Consider the following 19,077-nt stretch of genomic DNA (forward strand, 5'->3'; position numbering starts at 1 on the left):
CGGGGGTTTGAGATGCGGAAGACGGTACGGGCCGCGGTGATGGCGGTACGAGGACGGATGGGCGCCCTGGTGCGCGGGGTGTGCAGGGTGCACGGGGTACGCACGGTGCGGAGGGATGCGGGAATGGTCACCTCCGAGTACGCGGTGGGAATCGTCGCGGCGGTGGCCTTCGCCGCGGTGCTCTACAAGGTGGTGACCAGCGGGCAGGTTCAGTCGGAGCTGCAGGACATCGTGAAGCAGGCCCTCGATGGCGGGGCATGAGATGACGGGGCATGAGGCAGCGGCCGGCGCGCCGAGGGGCTCGCGAGCGCGGGAGAGCCGGAGCGCGCGTTCGTACGAGGTGCGGGGGCCGCGTTCGGCCAGTGGCAGAGGGCCGGTGCCGGCCTCGATGCCCCGGACCTGGAGAAGCGATCGGGGATTCGTGACGGCCGAGGCTGCCGTGGCGCTGCCCGTGCTGGTCTTGTTCACGATGGCGCTGGTGTGGGCGCTGCTCGCCGCTTGTGCGCAGATCCAGTGCGTGGACGCGGCACGGGTCGGCGCCCGGGCCGCGGCGCGCCAGGACCCGCCAGACGCGGTGGTGGCAGCGGCCCGCCGGGCGGCACCGGACGGCGCCAGGGTCGGTGTGAGCCGGGAGGGTGACCTCGTGCGTGTGACGGTCACGGCCGACCCGCCGGGGCCGGACGCGCTGAGCATCGACCTGGGCCATGAGGTCGTGGCCCTGGCGGAGGAGACGGTGGGGGTGACCGGGTGAGGCCGGGGAGCCGGAACCGTGGCCGGGTGGGGCGTCGAGCGGTCGGTGGCCGAGCGCGGGCCTGGGCGGACCGCGGATCCGGCACCGTCTGGGCCGCGGCCGCCGTGACCGTCCTGTGTGTCGTCTTCGGTGCCGTACTGGCCGTGGGCCAGGCCGTCGTGGTCCGGCATCGCGCTGCCGGGGCCGCCGACCTCGCGGCGCTGGCCGCCGCCGATCACTGGACGGAGGGCACCGACGCGGCCTGCGACGTCGCGGGCCGCGTCGCCCGGGTCCAGGGCACTCGGCTCGTGCGGTGCGTGATCGAGGGTGACACCTCGGACGTGACGGCGGCGTCGGGCAGGGAACCGTTCACGGCTGAGGCCAGGTCACGAGCGGGCCCGGCCGGACCCGTGGATCCGGCGGACCCCATGGGCGCGACGTCCCTGGGCGCCCTCGGGCCCCTGGCAGGAAGCACGTCCCCCCCGACCCACAGGCCGACACTCCGCCCCGCAGGCCGAGGAGTCTCTCAGCCTTCCGCACTTCGTTCGGTGGTCCGCGGAGGACCTCAGCCCTCGGTGGCTCGCGCCCCCCGCAGCAGTTCCGTGAGCAGCCGTACGGCGCCCCGCTTGTGCAGGGGTTCGTTGCCGTTGCCGCACTTGGGGGACTGGATACAGGACGGACAGCCGGCCTCGCACTCGCAGGAGGCGATGGCCTGGCGGGTGGCGGTGAGCCACGCATGGGCGGTGTGGAAGGCGCGCTCGGCGAAGCCCGCGCCGCCCGGATGGCCGTCGTAGACGAACACCGTCGGCAGCAGCGTGTCGGGGTGGAGCGGGATCGAGACCCCACCGATGTCCCAGCGGTCGCAGGTGGCGAAGAGGGGCAGCATGCCGATCGACGCGTGCTCGGCGGCGTGCAGGGCACCGCCGAGGATCTCCGGCGGGATCCGGGCAGCGTCCAGCTGGTCCTCGGTGACCGTCCACCACACGGCACGGGTGCGGAGCGTACGAGGAGGGAGGTCGAGTTTCGTCTCGCCGAGCACTTCGCCGGTGATCAGCTTTCGACGCAGGAAGGAGACGACCTGGTTGGTGACCTCGACGGAGCCGTAGCACAGGCGGCCCTCGCCCCAGGGGACCTCGACGTCCGTCTCCAGGACGGAGATGGCGGTCGTGTCGCGGGCGACCGTCGAGTACGGCGGGTTGGCCTCCTCGACCAGGGCGACGGAGTCCTCCAGGTTCAGTTCGCGCACCACATACGTACGGCCCTGGTGCAGGTGGACCGCGCCCTCGTGGACGGTCGTGTGGGCGGAATTCGCGTCGACCGTGCCCAGCAGCCGGCCCGTGCCCGCCTCCACGACCTGGACGGGACGGCCGCCCTCGCCGCGGATGTCGGCCAGGTCGGCGGCCCGTTCCCGGCGCGTCCAGTGCCACGCCTTAGTACGGCGCCGGAGCAGCTTCGCGGCCTCCAGCTGCGGCAGCAACTCCTCGGTGGACGGGCCGAACAGGGGCAGATCGTCCTCCGTCAGGGGGAGCTCGGCGGCGGCCGCGCACAGGTGCGGGGCGAGGACGTACGGGTTGTCGGGGTCGAGGACCGTCGACTCGACCGGCTGGTCGAACAGGGCCTCCGGATGGTGGACGAGGAAGGTGTCCAGCGGGTCGTCCCGAGCCACCAGGACGGCCAGGGCGCCCTGCCCCGAGCGGCCGGCCCGGCCCGCCTGCTGCCACAGCGACGCCCGGGTGCCCGGATAACCGGCGATCAGCACGGCGTCCAGGCCGGAGACATCGACGCCGAGTTCCAGGGCGGTGGTGGCGGCGAGGCCGAGGAGTTCGCCGGAGTGCAGGGCGTGCTCCAGGGCGCGGCGTTCCTCGGGGAGGTAGCCGCCGCGGTAGGCGGCGACACGCCGGGCGAGCGAGCGGTCCACCTCGGCGAGGCGCTCCTGGGCGATCAGCGCGATCAGCTCGGCGCCGCGCCGGGACCGTACGAAGGCGACCGAGCGGACCCCCTGGACCGCTAGGTCGGTGAGGAGGTCGGCGGTCTCGGTGGTGGCGGTGCGGCGGACGGGGGCGCCCTTCTCGCCGTGCAGCTCGGTGAGCGGAGGCTCCCAGAGGGCGAACACGAGTTCACCCCGGGGGGAGGCGTCGTCCGCGACCTCCACCACGGGCAGACCGGTGAGCCGGGACGCGGCGACCGCGGGTTCGGCGGCGGTCGCCGAGGCGAGCAGGAAGACGGGTGAGGAACCGTAACGCGCGCACAGGCGGCGCAGCCGGCGCAGCACCTGGGCGACGTGCGAGCCGAACACGCCGCGGTAGGTGTGGCACTCGTCGATGATCACGTAGCGCAGGGCGCGCAGGAAGGAGGACCAGCGCGGGTGGGAGGGCAGGATCCCGAGGTGGAGCATGTCGGGGTTGGTGAGGACGTAGTTGGCGTACTGGCGGATCCACTCGCGTTCCTCGACGGGAGTGTCGCCGTCGTACACCGCCGCGCGCACCGCGGTGCCCAGAGGTTGTGAAAGTTTCTTCACCGAGCGGCACTGGTCCGCGGCGAGCGCCTTGGTCGGCGCCAGGTACAGGGCGGTGGCGCCGCGGCCGTTGGGGGCCTCGGAGCCGTCCAGGATGCGCGACAGCGCCGGTACGAGGTAGGCCAGGGACTTTCCGGAGGCCGTACCGGTGGCGACGACCACCGACTCGCCGTCCAGCGCGTGTTCGGCTGCGCGCGCCTGGTGGGCCCAGGGGTGCTCGACGCCTGCCTGCCGGACGGCTGCGAGGACCTCCGTGCGGATCCGGTCAGGCCAGAGGGCATGGCGAGCCTCCCGCGGGGGCAAGTGCTCCGTATGAGTGATGCGCGACGCCCGGTCCGGACCGTGGGCGAGCCGGTCCAGGACCGTACCGGGCGCGGGGCGGGAGGCTGTGTCCGTCGGGGATCGATCGGATCGGTGATTCTTGGCCATCGGCACCGAGTGTGTCACTGGCGTGACGGACAATGGCCCCAAGGCGTCGTGCACGCCTGCCGGTAAGTGATTGAATGCCATCGCGGCTGGCGAACCGTTCTGGGGCTGAAGCCGAGGTGTCCCGAGGGACGACCGCTCGATAGCAAGGTGCTGGAGGATCCGTGGACCTGTCCCTGTCGACCCGTACCGTCGGCGATCGCACGGTCGTCGAGGTCGGTGGCGAAATCGATGTATATACCGCGCCCAAGCTGCGCGAGCAGCTGGTCGAGCTGGTGAACGACGGGAATTTTCACCTCGTCGTCGACATGGAGGGTGTGGACTTCCTCGACTCCACCGGGCTCGGCGTGCTGGTGGGCGGCCTGAAGCGGGTGCGGGCCCATGAGGGCTCGCTGCGCCTGGTGTGCAACCAGGAGCGCATCCTGAAGATCTTCCGTATCACCGGTCTCACCAAGGTGTTCCCGATCCACACCTCGGTCGACGAGGCGGTGGCGGCCACCGACTGACCGTCTCCAGGGCTGCGTGCCCATGGCGGTACAGACGACAAGAGGGGGGACCGGGCCCGACGGGGCCCGTCCCCCCGACAGCACGCCCGTAGTTCCGAGGGGGATGCATGGCCACCGTTGAACTCCGTTTCAGCGCGGTCCCAGGACATGTCAGGACCGCCCGTCTGGTGGCCGCTTCCGTCGCGCGCAAGGCCGGGGTGGACGAGGCCGTCCTCGACGAGGTGAGGCTCGCCGTCGGCGAGGCGTGCACCCGGGCCGTCGGACTGCATCAGAGCGGCGGCATCACGGCGCCGGTGCGAGTGCTGCTGATCGAGGAGGAGAAGCAGTTCTCCATCGAGGTCGGCGACGAGGCGCCGCGGGCGGTTCCCGGCGACAGGACGCACGGCGCCCACGACGACGCCGATGTGGAGGCCGAGGAGGACGAGATGGGCCTCGCGGTCATCAGCGGCCTCGTCGACGACTTGGAGGTCTCCGCCGGCGAGCACGGTGGCCTGATCCGTATGAGCTGGCCCACCACGCCGCCGGGCACGCTCGCGTTCACGTCCCGTTGACGATGAGCGGGCTTCTGTCCGCGCCGTGTTGACGGCGGCCCGCATTCTGTTGACGCCGCGTCGACGGCGGCCGTGCCGTCGCGACGGGAGATCGTGACCGGTTGCCGGTGACATCGATCGGTGTGGCGTACACCTGGCCTGTGCCTCCTCCCTGAAGGCCGCTCGTCCTGTTCCAAGGGTGTACACCACGGTCCGAGATCCCTGGATCTCCCCCCGAGGGTCCTGCTGAGCAGGGCCCTCGCTTCTTTTTCGGAGACCCGGCCGGAATTCGTGAAGACATTCACAATCCATACCATGATTATTCGATCAAACGTCAACGCTTTTGAGGCATTACCGCTTTCGGGTTCTGTGCTTCCCGGGCGATCATTTGCTGAGAGGCTCATGAAGGCTAATTCCATTTACCGCGCACTGTTTTGATCAGGTTCCGCTCCCTACAATCCGTCCACATCTTGAGCTCAGCCCAAGCGTCAAGGAGGACGAATGGCGGGGCTTTCTCCCCCTCAGCAGTTTGATCACCAGTTTGATCACCCCACGACCTTCGCAGCCGCAGTACTGACCGACGACAACCGGCTCATCGTGATGGTCATCGGACTTGTCGCGCTGGCCGCGCTCGTGGTCGCCGGGATCCTGGTCCGCCAGGTTCTCGCGGCGGGCGAGGGCACCGACAGCATGAAAAAGATCGCGGCGGCGGTCCAGGAAGGCGCGAACGCCTATCTGGCCCGGCAGCTGCGCACGCTCGGCGTATTCGCCGTCGTCGTGTTCTTCCTGCTCATGCTGCTGCCCGCGGACGACTGGAATCAGCGCGCCGGACGGTCGGTGTTCTTCCTGATCGGTGCGGCGTTCTCGGCGGCCACCGGTTATATCGGTATGTGGCTCGCCGTACGGAGCAATGTGCGGGTCGCAGCCGCCGCGCGCGAGGCGACCCCGGCGGAGGGTCAGCCGCAGAAAGACCTCACCGCTGTCGCGCACAAAGCCATGAAGATCGCTTTTCGCACGGGCGGCGTCGTCGGCATGTTCACGGTGGGGCTCGGCCTGCTGGGCGCCTCCTGTGTGGTGCTGGTGTACGCGGCCGACGCGCCGAAGGTCCTGGAGGGCTTCGGCCTCGGTGCCGCGCTGATCGCGATGTTCATGCGGGTCGGCGGCGGCATCTTCACCAAGGCGGCCGACGTCGGCGCCGACCTGGTCGGCAAGGTCGAGCAGGGCATTCCGGAGGACGATCCGCGCAATGCCGCGACCATCGCCGACAACGTGGGCGACAACGTCGGCGACTGCGCGGGCATGGCGGCCGACCTCTTCGAGTCGTACGCCGTGACCCTGGTCGCGGCGCTGATCCTCGGCTCGGCCGCCTTCGGTCACGCCGGACTCGCGTTCCCGCTGCTCGTACCCGCGATCGGGGTGCTCACCGCGATGATCGGCATCTTCGCGGTGGCCCCGCGCCGCACCGACCGCAGCGGGATGACCGCCATCAACCGCGGCTTCTTCATCTCCGCGGTGATCTCGCTGGCCCTCGTGGCTCTGGCGGTCTACGTCTATCTGCCGTCCTCGTACGCGGGCCTGGAGGGCGTCACGGACACGGCGATCACCGGCAAGGACGGCGATCCGCGGATCCTCGCGCTCGTCGCGGTGGCCATCGGCATCGTGCTGGCCGCGCTGATCCAGCAGCTGACCGGCTACTTCACCGAGACCAACCGACGCCCGGTGCGGGACATCGGCAAGACCTCGCTCACCGGCCCGGCCACTGTCGTTCTCGCGGGCATCTCCATCGGCCTGGAGTCGGCCGTGTACACCGCCCTGCTGATCGGCCTCGGCGTCTACGGGGCGTTCCTGCTCGGCGGTACGTCGATCATGCTGGCCCTCTTCGCGGTGGCGCTGGCCGGTACCGGGCTGCTCACCACGGTCGGCGTCATCGTCGCCATGGACACCTTCGGACCGGTCTCCGACAACGCGCAGGGCATCGCCGAGATGTCCGGCGACGTCCAGGGCGCCGGCGCTCAGGTGCTCACCGAGCTGGACGCGGTGGGCAACACCACCAAGGCCATCACCAAGGGCATCGCCATCGCCACGGCCGTGCTCGCCGCGGCGGCGCTCTTCGGGTCGTACCGCGACGCGATCGTCACGGCGGCGCGCGACGTGGGCGAGAAGGTCGGCGAGGGCGGACCGATGAGCCTGGTGATGGACATCTCGCAGCCCAACAACCTGGTCGGTCTCATCGCGGGCGCAGCAGTCGTCTTCCTTTTCTCGGGACTGGCGATCAACGCGGTCTCGCGGTCGGCGGGAGCGGTCGTCTACGAGGTGCGGCGGCAGTTCCGCGAGAAGCCCGGGATCATGGACTACAGCGAGAAGCCCGAGTACGGCAAGGTCGTCGACATCTGCACCAAGGACGCCCTCAGGGAGCTCGCCACGCCCGGTCTGCTGGCCGTCATGGCGCCCATCGCCATCGGGTTCACACTCGGCGTCGGCGCGCTCGGCGCCTATCTCGCGGGAGCCATCGGCACAGGCACGTTGATGGCGGTCTTCCTCGCCAACTCCGGTGGCGCGTGGGACAACGCCAAGAAGCTCGTCGAGGACGGTCATCACGGCGGCAAGGGCAGCGAGGCCCATGCGGCGACCGTGATCGGTGACACGGTGGGCGACCCGTTCAAGGACACCGCGGGGCCCGCGATCAACCCGCTGCTGAAGGTGATGAACCTGGTGGCGCTGCTCATCGCGCCCGCAGTCGTCAAGTTCAGTTACGGCGCGGACAAGAGCCTCGGGCTGCGCGTACTCGTCGCGGTGGTAGCGATCGCCGTGATCGTGGGCGCGGTGTACGTGTCCAAGCGGCGCGGGATCACCATGGGTGACGAAGGCAACGCCGAGCCGGTTGCCAAGTCGGTCGATCCGGCGGTGGTTTCGTAGGCGGTACCGCCACGACTCGCCTTCAGCCGGTCAAGGGGCGGGCGTACGGCACGTTTTGATGTGCCGTACGCCCGCCCTGCTGTGTGCACGCCTTGTGCGCGAGCCGTGTGCGTGAGTTCTCTACGTGTGCTTTGTGCGTGAGCCTTCTCTCGGCTGATGCAAATGGCTCAAAAGGTGATAGAGCGGTCGTTCGACATGTGGGTGCCACCCGTCCGGCGTGTATGTTCCGGGGCCGAGAGCCATGGAAGGGACCAATCCGGTGAACAAGAAGCTCGCGGCCGCGCTGTCCGGCGGTGCGGTACTGGTACTGGCGCTGACGGGATGCGGTGGCGACGACAGCAGCGACAAGCTGGACTCCTGGGCCAAGCAGGTCTGCGACGCGGTGCAGCCGCAGGCCAAGAAGATCGAGGCCGCCAACGCCGCGATCCAGAAGCAGACCTCGGACAACAGCGCACCGGAGGACGTCCAGAAGACCGACTCCCAAGCCTTCCAGGACATGTCCGCGGCCTACAAGGCGATCGGAGCGGCCGTGCAGAAGGCCGGGGTACCGGACGTCGAGGACGGCGAGAGCAAGCAGAAGAACGCGGTCAAGGAACTCAACGAGATCTCGACGGCGTACACGGAGCTGAAGAAGCAGGTCGACGAACTCGACACCAAGGACCAGGCGAAGTTCGCCGACGGCCTGAAGGATGTCGCCGGCGAGCTCAACAAGCTCAGCGCGAGCGGGAACGACGCGCTGAAGAAGCTGGAGGAGGGCGACGTGGGCCGGGCGATGGCCCGGCAGGAGAGCTGCAAGTCCGCTTCCGCCTCCGCCTCGGCCGCGAAGAGCTGACGGCTGCTGCTCCGCCCGGCCGCAGCGCCGCCGCGTAGGTGCGCGTGCCGAAGTACTCGGACGCGGCGGCCTGCGACGCGCGTACGACGATGTGTTTCTGAGGCGGCTTCGTGACTACGCGCGCGTGCCGGCGTACTTCTGAGGCGGCGTCCCGTACGCGCGCGTGCCGACGTGACCGGAGACGTCGTCCACAGCTGACGTGTCATGTCGGTGGGAGCCGACACAATGGGGGGCGTGAGCAACTCCAGCCTGTCATCCCTGCCGTCCACCGACCGCCCCGAAGTCGCCGCGCGGCTCCGTGACGCCCTGATCGGGGCCTCCTTCACCGCCGACGGGCTGCTCGACCTGCTCGGCGCGCCCGCGTACGCGGCGCTGGCACGGAGCGAGATCGTGCCCGCGCTGCGGGCGACGCGCGGCGACTCGCCGCTGGAGGCCCTCGTACGGCTCTTCCTGCTGCAGCAGCCCGTGCCGTACGCGCGCGTGGCGGACGTCCTGCCGGTCGACGACTGCGTGGACAGCGGCTGGCTGGTCCGGGCCGGCGGTGACGAGCTCGCGGCGGCCGTGGATGTCAGGCCGTACGGGGGGCCGGACGGCGAGGACTGGTTCATCGTGTCCGACCTGGGGTGCGCGGTCGGCGGGGCCGGCGGCATCGGCAGCCGCGCGGAGGGCGTCGTCCTGGGCGTGGGCGGGGCGTCCACCACGCTTGCCGGGATCACCGTACGTACTCCCGTCACGTCCGCGCTCGACCTCGGCACCGGCTCCGGCATCCAGGCACTGCACGCCGCTCGGCACGCCACGCGCGTCACCGCGACCGACGTCAACCCGCGCGCGTTGCACATCACGGCGCTCACGCTCGCACTCTCCGGCGCCCCGGCGGCCGACCTGCGCCAGGGCTCGCTCTTCGAGCCGGTCCGGGACGACGAGACGTACGACCTCATCGTGTCGAACCCGCCCTTCGTGATCTCGCCCACCCGTCTCCCACCCCCACCCTCGGCCGAATCGCTCCGCGATGCCCCTCTGTTTGCCCGGCTCACCTACCGTGACGGCGGCATGGGCGGGGACGACCTGTGCCGCACGCTCGTCCGGCAGTCGGGGGAGCGGCTGAACGAGGGCGGCTACGCGCAGTTCCTCGCCAACTGGCAGCACGTGGAGGGCGAGGACTGGCAGGACCGGCTGCGCGCGTGGGTGCCGCGCGGCTGCGACGCGTGGATCGTGCAGCGCGAGGTGCAGGACGTCACGCAGTATGCGGAGCTGTGGCTGCGGGACGCGGGCGACCACCGCGGCGACACGGCCGAGTACCAGGCGCGGTACGACGCGTGGCTCGACGAGTTCGAGTCGCGCAAGGTCAAGGCCGTCGGCTTCGGGTGGATCACGCTGCGGAAGGCCGCGGCCGCCGACACCGAGCCCGTCATCACGGTCGAGGAGTGGCCGCACCCCGTGGAGCAGCCGCTCGGGGACGCGGTGCGCGCACACTTCGAGCGCGTGGACTACCTGCGCGAGCACGATGACGCGGCATTGCTCGCCGCGCACTTCCGGCTCGTCGAGGAGGTCGTCCAGGAGCAGGTCGGGCTGCCGGGCGCGGAGGACCCGGAGCACGTGGTGCTGCGGCAGAACCGCGGGATGCGCCGCGCCACCAAGGTCGACACGGTCGGGGCGGGCTTCGCGGGCGTGTGCGACGGCACGCTCGGCGCGGGCCGCATCCTGGATGCCATCGCCCAGCTGGTGGGCGAGGACCCGCTGGCGCTGCGCGACCGGACCCCGGCGCAGATCCGGCTGCTGGTGGAGCAGGGATTCCTCGAACCTGCCGGGTGACCTGTCCGAAGGGCTCTGAGGCACTCCGAGTTCCTCCGAGGGACTCGGAGGAACTCGGAGGGACTTCGGGGGACTACGTCTGGGAGTGCCGGAAGGGCATCGGCTCACGTTGTGGGCCCTCTGGGGCAACAGGTTCGCGCCGACTTCGGCCTCCGGTGAGGAGTGTGCGGCGTCCGGACCGGACCGACGGACGGGCCGGCGGACGGACACCGCGGGACCGGCCGGAACGACGGGTTCGCGGCAGTGGTGTGCACGGGGGCCGTAGCGAGAGTGCTCAGATCATCGGAATGGCGCCCCCGCCGGACGAGGACCGAAGGGCCGGTCGCCTGACGTTCACCGCGGATTCGCATGCTCGCTGCCCGTGCGTGCCAGTCTCTCGTCACTGGGACCCCGCGACGGGAGGAACGGGACATGGAGAGCGGGCCGGCGATCTTCACGGGAGTGGTGTTCGCCCTGTTCGGAGCCGGGCTCGCGGTCTGGACCGGCACCCGGCTGAGGCAGGGGCTGCCGGTGGCCGAAGGGGTGCGCCCCGTCGCCTCGGCGACGCTCGCGGGAGTCGTGGCGCTGGTCGCTCTCGCCGTCGGCGTGTGGTGCCTCGCCCGCGTCTGAGGAACCGGGCCGGGAAGGACGGCCGGGTAACTGAGAGAGCACCTTCCGGATGGGGCCGGAAAGGGCGCTGACCACGCCGGGCGGCAGGAATACCGGTAGTCGGGTTACCGTTCGAGTGGCCGTTGCGGGCTTTTCCCGTTTGACACGGGGGCGGGATGTACCGTCACACTCCGCAGCGTCAGCATGACCCGACCCCGGGACGAAAACCTGGGGAGACCCAGCGTCGACCGGAGAGAAGAGCGAAGTTGTCCCCGACCAGCGAGACCGCGAAGGGCGGCCGCCGACTCGTCATCGTCGAGTCGCCTGCCAAGGCGAAGACGATCAAGGGCTACCTCGGCCCTGGATACATCGTCGAGGCGAGCGTCGGGCACATCCGCGACCTTCCGAACGGCGCCGCGGAGGTGCCCGAGAAGTACACCGGCGAGGTGCGCCGCCTCGGCGTGGACGTCGACCATGACTTCGCGCCCGTCTACGTCGTCAACGCCGACAAGAAGGCCCAGGTCAAGAAGCTCAAGGACCTGCTGCGCGACTCCGACGAGCTCTTCCTGGCCACCGATGAGGACCGCGAGGGCGAGGCCATCGCCTGGCACCTCCAGGAGGTGCTCAAGCCCAAGGTCCCGGTCCGCCGGATGGTCTTCCACGAGATCACCAAGGACGCGATCCGGGCCGCCGTGGCCAACCCGCGCGAGCTCAATCAGAGGCTCGTCGACGCCCAGGAGACCCGCCGCATCCTCGACCGTCTGTACGGCTACGAGGTCTCGCCGGTCCTGTGGAAGAAGGTCATGCCGCGGCTGTCGGCGGGCCGTGTCCAGTCCGTGGCGACCCGGCTGGTCGTCGAGCGGGAGCGCGAGCGCATGGCGTTCCGCTCCGCCGAGTACTGGGACCTGACCGGCACCTTCGGCACCGGCCGCGCCGGTGACCCGTCCGACCCGTCGTCCCTGGTCGCACGCCTGACCACGGTCGACGGCAGGCGCGTCGCCCAGGGCCGCGACTTCAACTCGCTGGGGCAGCTCAAGAGCGCGAACACTCTCCACCTCGACGAGGCCGCCGCCCGCGCGCTGGCCGCCGCGCTGGAGCACACCGCGTTCTCCGTGCGCTCGGTCGAGTCCAAGCCGTACCGCCGCTCGCCGTACGCCCCGTTCCGTACGACGACGCTGCAGCAGGAGGCGAGCCGCAAGCTCGGCTTCGGCGCGAAGGCCACCATGCAGATCGCGCAGAAGCTGTACGAGAACGGCTTCATCACCTACATGCGTACGGACTCCACGACGCTCAGCGACACCGCCGTCGCGGCCGCCCGCGCCCAGGTCACCCAGCTGTACGGTGCCGACTACCTGCCGGAGAAGCCGCGCACGTACGCCGGGAAGGTCAAGAACGCGCAGGAGGCGCACGAGGCCATCCGGCCCTCGGGTGATCGTTTCCGCACGCCCGCGGAGACCGGGCTGACCGGCGACCAGTTCAGGCTCTACGAGCTGATCTGGAAGCGGACCGTCGCCTCCCAGATGAAGGACGCGACCGGGAACAGCGTCACCGTCAAGATCGGTGGCACCGCCGCCGACGGCCGCGACGCCGAGTTCAGCGCGTCCGGCAAGACAATCACGTTCCACGGCTTCCTGAAGGCGTACGTCGAGGGCGCCGACGACCCGAACGCCGAGCTCGACGACCGTGAGCGCCGGCTGCCGCAGGTCAGTGAGGGCGACCCGCTGAGCGCCGAGGAGATCTCGGTCGACGGCCACGCGACCAAGCCCCCGGCCCGCTACACCGAGGCCAGCCTGGTCAAGGAGCTCGAGGAGCGGGAGATCGGCCGCCCGTCGACGTACGCGTCGATCATCGGGACCATCCTCGACCGCGGCTATGTGTTCAAGAAGGGCACGGCGCTCGTGCCGTCCTTCCTGTCCTTCGCCGTGGTCAACCTCCTGGAGAAGCACTTCGGGCGGCTCGTCGACTACGACTTCACCGCCAAGATGGAGGACGACCTCGACCGCATCGCGCGCGGCGAGGCGCAGGCCGTGCCGTGGCTCAAGCGGTTCTACTTTGGTGAGAACGGTGAGAACACGGACGGCGCCGGGCTCGCCGCCGAGGCCGGCAACGGCGACGGCGACCACCTGGGCGGTCTGAAGGAGCTGGTCACGGACCTGGGCGCGATCGACGCGCGCGAGGTGTCGTCCTTCCCCGTCGGCAACGGCATCGTGCTGCGCGTGGGCCGCTACGGTCCGTACATCGAGCGCGGCGAGAAGGACTCCGAGAACCACCAGCGCGCCGACATCCCGGCCGACCTGGCGCCGGACGAACTGAGCGTCGAGCTCGCCGAGGAACTGCTCGCCAAGCCGAGCGGCGACTTCGAGCTGGGCACGGATCCCGCGACCGGCCACACGATCGTCGCCAAGGACGGCCGCTACGGCCCGTACGTCACCGAGGTGCTCCCCGAGGGCACCCCTAAGACGGGCAAGAATGCCGTCAAGCCGCGTACGGCCTCGCTGTTCAAGTCGATGTCGCTGGACACGGTGACCCTCGACGACGCGCTGCGGCTGATGTCGCTGCCGCGCGTCGTCGGTACGGACGCGGAGGGTCAGGAGATCACCGCGCAGAACGGCCGCTACGGCCCGTACCTGAAGAAGGGCACGGACTCGCGCTCCCTGCAGTCCGAGGAGCAGCTGTTCACGATCACGCTGGAGGAGGCGCTGGCGATCTACGCCCAGCCCAAGCAGCGTGGCCGGGCCGCCGCCAAGCCGCCGCTGAAGGAGCTGGGCACCGACCCGGTCAGCGAGAAGCCGGTCGTCGTCAAGGACGGGCGCTTCGGGCCGTACGTCACCGACGGTGAGACCAATGCGACCCTGAGGTCCGGCGACAGCGTCGAGACGATCACCCCGGAGCGCGGCTTCGAGCTCCTCGCCGAGAAGCGGGCGAAGGGGCCCGCCAAGAAGACGGCGAAGAAGACGGCCGCGAAGAAGGCCCCGGCCAAGAAGACGGCCGCCAAGAAGACCACGGCGAAGAAGACGGCCGCCAAGAAGACCACGGCGACGGCGAAGAAGACCGCGGCGAAGAAGACGGCGGCGTCGGCCTCCAAGGCGACGGCTGAGGACTGATCGAAGGCGGCGGTCGGGGACTGGCCGAAGGCGGCGGGCGAGGACTGGCCGAAGGCAGCGGCTGAGGGCCGCCGCGCCGGGCGCCGGTGGCGCCGCGGGCCTTCACCGGTGCTTCACATCGGGTCCCGGAGTCGGGCGTACCGGCGTCACGAGGTGGGGACGTCCGTGCGTGTGTGGGGGGTCGTGCACGGGCGGGCGGTCCTCTCGGGGTGTCGGCGGCTCCCGATAGGCTGAATGCATGACGCGAGCCGAGCAGCCAACGGCCCCCACCCCGGCCCCCGACGACGCACTGGTCGCGGATTCCCGCGAGCGCGCCGTCCGCGCCCTGCTGCGCCACCCCCAGCTCAGGCGGCTGTGGAGTGCGCAGCTCGTGGGCGGTGCGGGTGATGTCCTGGCGCTGTTGGTCCTCGTGATCCTCGCCTTCCAGGTGGCCATCGCGGAGGGTTCGTTCGGCGGTGGCTACCGGGGCGTCGCCCTCACGGTCGCCGCCGTGTTCGGGGCACGCGTTCTGGCCACGCTGCTCTTCGGGGCCGTGCTTCTCGGGCCCCTCACGTCGCTCACGTCCCCGGAGGGCCCGCTCGACCGGCGCTGGACCATGGTCGGCGCGGACGGACTGCGCGCCGTGCTGCTGATCGTCGCGCCGCTGTGGATCGACTGGACGCCGGACAGCGCGCTCGCCGCCCTGCTGGTGACCGCGTTCGTGGCCGGTGTCGCCGAGCGCTTCTGGACGGTGTGCCGGGAGAGCGCGGCGCCCGCGCTGCTGCCCGCGCCGCCGCTGGAGGGCGCGACCGTGCGCCCGCTGCCGGACCACATGGAGGCGCTGCGGCGCCTGTCCCTGCGCACGGGTTTCCTGGCGGTGCCGCTCGCAGCCGCCGCCCTCGTCGTCGTGTCGTTGCTGAACAACCTGCTGGGCGCCGGTATCGCCTGGTTCGGCCTGCACCAGGCGGCACTGCCGGCGTACGTCGCCGCCGGGCTGTTCGCCGCCTCGCTGTCGGTCGTCGTCTTCCTCGAGCTGCCCGGCACGCGCACCCCGCGCGCGCGGTCGCCGCTGGAGGGTCTGCGCCGCCCCCGGACGGGGACGGGCCCGGGCGGGGACAAGGGGCGTACCGGCGCGATCCCAATCCTGGTGCTCGCCTGCACGGCCGTCGCGGCGGCGGTCGCCGCGGCCGTCGCCGTCGCCGTGCTCCACGCCAAGGACCTGGGTGGCGGCCCGGTCCTGTACGGGCTGCTGGTCGTCGCGCTGACGGGCGGCGTGGCCGCCGGCATCCGCACGGCGCCCTCGGTCCTGCCCTCGCTGTCGCGGCGCCGGCTGCTTTCGCTGGCCGTCGCCTTCACGGGCGTGGCCCTGCTCGCCGCCGGACTCGTACCGGACGTGACCAGCGTGGTGCTGGTCTTCGGGCTCGCCGGGGTCGGCGCGGGTATCGCCGCGAACACCGGGCACGCGTTGCTCGACCAGGAGACGGAGGCCGCCCGCCGGGTGCGGACGACCGGGCACCTGCACGCGGTCGTACGGGTCTTCGTGGCGCTCGGCGCCCTGATCGCCCCCCTGGTGGCGGCGCTGATCGGGCCGCACCGGGTGGAGAACGGCAGGTTCGTGTTCGCCCACGGGGGCGCCGCGTTCACGCTGATGCTGGTGGGCGCGCTGCTGCTGCCGGTGGCCGCACTGGTGCTGGCCAAGGTGGACGACCGGTCCGGCGTACCGCTGCGGCACGACCTGCGGGACGCGCTGCGCGGCGGGGACGAGCCGGCGGACGCGCCCTCGGCGACCGGGTTCTTCATCGCCCTGGAGGGCGGCGACGGCGCGGGGAAGTCCACCCAGGCCGAGGCGCTCGCCGAGTGGATCCGGGCCAAGGGACACGAGGTCGTGCTGACGCGGGAGCCGGGGGCGACGCCGGTCGGCAAGCGGCTGCGCTCGATCCTGCTGGACGTCTCCTCGGCCGGGCTGTCGCACCGCGCGGAGGCGCTGTTGTACGCCGCCGACCGCGCCGAGCACGTCGACACGGTCGTACGGCCCGCCCTGGAGCGGGGTGCGGTCGTCATCTCGGACCGGTACATCGACTCGTCGGTGGCGTACCAGGGCGCGGGCCGTGATCTGTCGCCGACCGAGATCGCCCGTATCTCGCGGTGGGCGACGAACGGGCTGGTGCCCCATCTGACGGTGCTGCTGGACGTGTCGCCGGAGACCGCGCGGGAGCGGTTCACGGAGGCGCCGGACCGGCTGGAGTCGGAGCCGGCCGAGTTCCACGCGCGCGTGCGGTCCGGTTTCCTCACGCTGGCCGCGGCCGACCCGGGCCGCTACCTCGTCGTGGACGCGGGCCAGGAGCCCGAGGCGGTCACCACCGTCGTCCGGCACCGGCTCGACATGATGCTGCCGCTCTCCGAGGCCGAGGTGAAGGCCCAGGAGGAGGCCCGCCGCAAGGCCGAGGAGGAGGCGCGGCGCAAGGCCGAGGAGGAGGCCGCCCGCAAGGCCGAGGAGGAGCGCCTGGAGCGCGAGCGGCAGGAACAGCTCGCCCAACTGCGCGCCGAGGAGGAGGAGCGCAAGCGGCGCGAGCTGGAGGAGGCCCAGCGGCGCGAGGCCGAGCGGCAGGCCGAGGAGGCTCGGCAGCGGGCCGAGGAGGCGCGCCGGCGTGCCGAGGAGGAGCGGGAACGGCTCCTCGCCGAGGAGCGGGCACGGGCCGAGGAGGAAGCGCGGCGCAAGGCCGAGGAGGAGCGCCGCCGAGCGCAGGCCGCCGAGGAGGAGCGGCTGCGCGCCGAGGCCGAGGCGCGGCGTCTGGAGAAGCAGCGGAAGGCCGAGGAGGCACTGCTGCGGGCCGAGGAGGCCCGCAGAGCGGCGGAGGCGGCGGCCGCGGCCGCGGCTTCGGCGGCGACGAGCGGGGCGGGGACGTTCGGTGGCGGTGCGTCGGCCGGTGGGACGGGGACGTCCGGTGGGGCGGGAACGTCCGGTGGGGCGGGAACGTCCGGTGGGGCCGGGGCCGCGCGGGTCTCTTTCGACAAGCGGGTCTCTTTCGAGAAGCGGAACGCTGCCGCGGGACCGGGTTCTGCGGGTTCGGGGTCGGGTTCTGCGGGATCGGGTTCTGCGGGTTCGGCGTCGGGTTCCGCGGGTTCGGAGGCGGGCAGTGCCGGCGAGGCGCGAGGCGCGCGAGGCTCTGAGGGGGCGCCCGCATTCGCGGCCGACAACGCGCCGACCGTACCCACACCGCTGGTGACGCCGACGGATGCGCCGGGCGGCCCCGCGGACGAGACGGCCGTGCTGCCGCAGGTGCGCGCCGGTGCGCCCGACACGGAGACGACGGCCGAGCTTCCGCAGCCGCCGGTGCATCCGGGGGCGGCGGACGAGACAGCCGTACTGCCTCCCGTACGGGAGGACGACGTCCGATCGGGGAGTGGCGCGGACGAGCCCGCCGACCGGGTGCCGCCCGGGTACTTCCGGGACGAGTGGCAGGCTCCCGGGCAGCAGGCCGCCGAGCGGCCGGAAGAGCGTACGCGGGAGCTGCCCCAGGTGGATGCCGAGGGCACGCCGCGCCGTCGCCCCCGGTCCGACTGGGCAGAGGAGACCCCGCTGGACGACCTGCCGACCCTGGCGGACGAGCTGCTGGGACCGCGCGAGGAGCACGGGCACGACTACCGGGACGACGGCGGCCACGGCCGGGGACGGGGCGGTCGGCGCCGCTGATCCGGCGGGGCCTCGCCCCGGCGGGAGCTGCGGACCGTCGCTGATTCGGTGGGGTCTCCGGTACACGGACCCGGATGTCAGTGCTCTCCCGCACAATGGGTCACGGCAGGGCAGAGTGTGACGGAAGGGCGGTGCCGTATGCCCGTGTGGGACGACCTGGTGGGCCAGGAGAAGCTGAGCGCGCAGCTCGACGCGGCCGCCCGGGACGCCGACGCGATCGTCACCGCGGCCGCCGCCGACGCCCCGCCGCCCGAGGGGTCGAAGATGACGCACGCGTGGCTGTTCACGGGCCCGCCGGGAGCGGGGCACACCGCGGCCGCCCGGGCCTTCGCGGCGGCCCTCCAGTGCGTGAGCCCGGACCGCGCGCTCGGCGGCAGCCCCGGCTGCGGCTTCTGCGACGGCTGCCACACGGCTCTGGTGGGCACGCACGCGGACGTCACCACGGTCGCCGCCGTGGGCACGCAGATCCTGGCCGACGACATGCGGGACACCGTCCGCAAGTCCTTCACCTCGCCGGCGAACGGCCGCTGGCAGGTCATCCTCGTCGAGGACGCCGAGCGGCTGAACGAGAAGTCGGCGAACGCCGTGCTGAAGGCCGTGGAGGAACCCGCCCCCCGTACGGTCTGGCTGCTGTGCGCCCCGTCCCTGGAGGACGTGCTGCCGACGATCCGTTCGCGCTGCCGTCACGTCAGCCTGCTGACGCCCTCGGTCGACGCCGTCGCCGACATGCTGGTCCGCCGCGAGGGCATCGAACCGGACGCGGCCGCGACGGCCGCCCGCGCCACCCAGGGGCACATCGACCGCGCCCGCCGGCTGGCCACCGACCCGCGTGCGCGGGAGCGCCGGGCCGCCGTGCTCAGGCTGCCGCTGCGCGTCGAGGAGATCGGCGGCTGCCTCAAGGCGGCCCAGGAGCTGGTCGACGCCGCCACGGAGGAGTCCAAGCAGCTCGCCGAGGAGGTCGACGCCAAGGAGACCGAGGAGCTGAAGGCGGCGCTGGGCGCGGTCCAGGGCGGGCGGCTGCCGCGCGGCACCGCGGGTGTGATGAAGGACCTGGAGGACAAGCAGAAGCGCCGGCGGACGCGTGCGCAGCGCGACAGTCTCGATCTGGCGCTGACCGACCTCACCGGCTTCTACCGCGATGTCCTCGCCCTCCAGCTCGGCTCCCGCGTCGCCCTCGCCAACACCGAGGTACAGGACACGCTGGACCGCCTCGCGCGCGGGACGACGCCGGAGTCGACGCTGCGCCGTATCGACGCGATCGCCGCCTGCCGCGACGCCCTGGACCGCAATGTCGCCCCGCTGTTGGCCGTGGAGGCGATGACCGTGGCGCTGCGGGCCGGCTGACGCCGGTTGTCGCTGACTGACCCACTTTTCGGCGACTGACCTGCTCGTCGACGGCTGAGCCGGCCGACACCTTCGTCCGTATGGGTGTCGTACGTCGCGGA

Annotated in this window: 12 protein-coding genes and 1 pseudogene; 12 read left to right on the forward strand and 1 reads right to left on the reverse strand. The window is 71.7% G+C overall.

Features of this window, described 5'->3' with window-relative positions; all coding sequences use genetic code 11:
- Positions 1–12 precede the first annotated feature (12 nt).
- From IE242_RS18115 to IE242_RS39205, 3 genes and pseudogenes are all read left to right on the forward strand, one after another.
- Entirely contained in the window at positions 13–261 is a 249-nt protein-coding gene (locus IE242_RS18115; protein WP_189860390.1) for a DUF4244 domain-containing protein, read from the forward strand.
- Positions 262–388: 127 nt separating this feature from the next.
- On the forward strand, positions 389–751 hold the full coding sequence (locus tag IE242_RS18120; protein ID WP_189860392.1) for a TadE family type IV pilus minor pilin: 363 nt from the start codon (positions 389–391) through the stop codon (positions 749–751).
- Between the two features lie 104 nt (positions 752–855).
- Positions 856–1,071: pseudogene (locus IE242_RS39205) on the forward strand (Rv3654c family TadE-like protein); the annotation flags it as partial.
- 224 nt (positions 1,072–1,295) lie between these two features.
- Here the strand turns inward: IE242_RS39205 and sftH are convergent.
- Positions 1,296–3,755, reverse strand: coding sequence for a DEAD/DEAH box helicase (gene sftH, locus IE242_RS18130; RefSeq protein ID WP_189860393.1), 2,460 nt, complete (start codon positions 3,753–3,755; stop codon positions 1,296–1,298).
- A gap of 80 nt (positions 3,756–3,835) precedes the next feature.
- Between sftH and bldG the strand changes: the two genes are divergently transcribed.
- From bldG to IE242_RS18175, 9 genes are all read left to right on the forward strand, one after another.
- A complete protein-coding gene (gene bldG / locus IE242_RS18135; protein ID WP_009189842.1) occupies positions 3,836–4,177 on the forward strand; it encodes an anti-sigma factor antagonist BldG in 342 nt (113 codons plus the stop codon).
- A gap of 107 nt (positions 4,178–4,284) precedes the next feature.
- A complete protein-coding gene (locus IE242_RS18140) occupies positions 4,285–4,728 on the forward strand; it encodes an ATP-binding protein (RefSeq protein ID WP_189860395.1) in 444 nt (147 codons plus the stop codon).
- A 480-nt stretch (positions 4,729–5,208) separates the two neighbouring features.
- Positions 5,209–7,623, forward strand: coding sequence for a sodium-translocating pyrophosphatase (locus IE242_RS18145; RefSeq protein ID WP_189860396.1), 2,415 nt, complete (start codon positions 5,209–5,211; stop codon positions 7,621–7,623).
- 241 nt (positions 7,624–7,864) lie between these two features.
- Entirely contained in the window at positions 7,865–8,455 is a 591-nt protein-coding gene (locus tag IE242_RS18150; RefSeq protein ID WP_189860398.1) for a small secreted protein, read from the forward strand.
- 234 nt (positions 8,456–8,689) lie between these two features.
- Positions 8,690–10,267: a DUF7059 domain-containing protein gene (locus IE242_RS18155; RefSeq protein WP_444545830.1), complete on the forward strand. Its 1,578-nt coding sequence runs from the start codon at positions 8,690–8,692 to the stop codon at positions 10,265–10,267.
- Between the two features lie 411 nt (positions 10,268–10,678).
- Entirely contained in the window at positions 10,679–10,876 is a 198-nt protein-coding gene (locus IE242_RS18160) for a hypothetical protein (RefSeq protein ID WP_189860402.1), read from the forward strand.
- Between the two features lie 245 nt (positions 10,877–11,121).
- The gene (gene topA, locus IE242_RS18165) at positions 11,122–13,959 is read left to right on the forward strand and encodes a type I DNA topoisomerase (protein WP_189860404.1); all 2,838 of its coding nucleotides are present in this window, start codon (positions 11,122–11,124) and stop codon (positions 13,957–13,959) included.
- A gap of 238 nt (positions 13,960–14,197) precedes the next feature.
- Positions 14,198–17,632 carry a dTMP kinase gene (gene tmk, locus IE242_RS18170; protein WP_189860406.1) on the forward strand — a complete coding sequence of 1,145 codons (3,435 nt, stop codon included), beginning with the start codon at positions 14,198–14,200 and terminating at the stop codon, positions 17,630–17,632.
- A 138-nt stretch (positions 17,633–17,770) separates the two neighbouring features.
- A complete protein-coding gene (locus tag IE242_RS18175; protein WP_189860408.1) occupies positions 17,771–18,976 on the forward strand; it encodes a DNA polymerase III subunit delta' in 1,206 nt (401 codons plus the stop codon).
- The last annotated feature ends 101 nt before the right edge of the window (positions 18,977–19,077 follow it).

The organism is Streptomyces poonensis (assembly GCF_014650915.1).
GTDB lineage: Bacteria > Actinomycetota > Actinomycetes > Streptomycetales > Streptomycetaceae > Streptomyces > Streptomyces poonensis.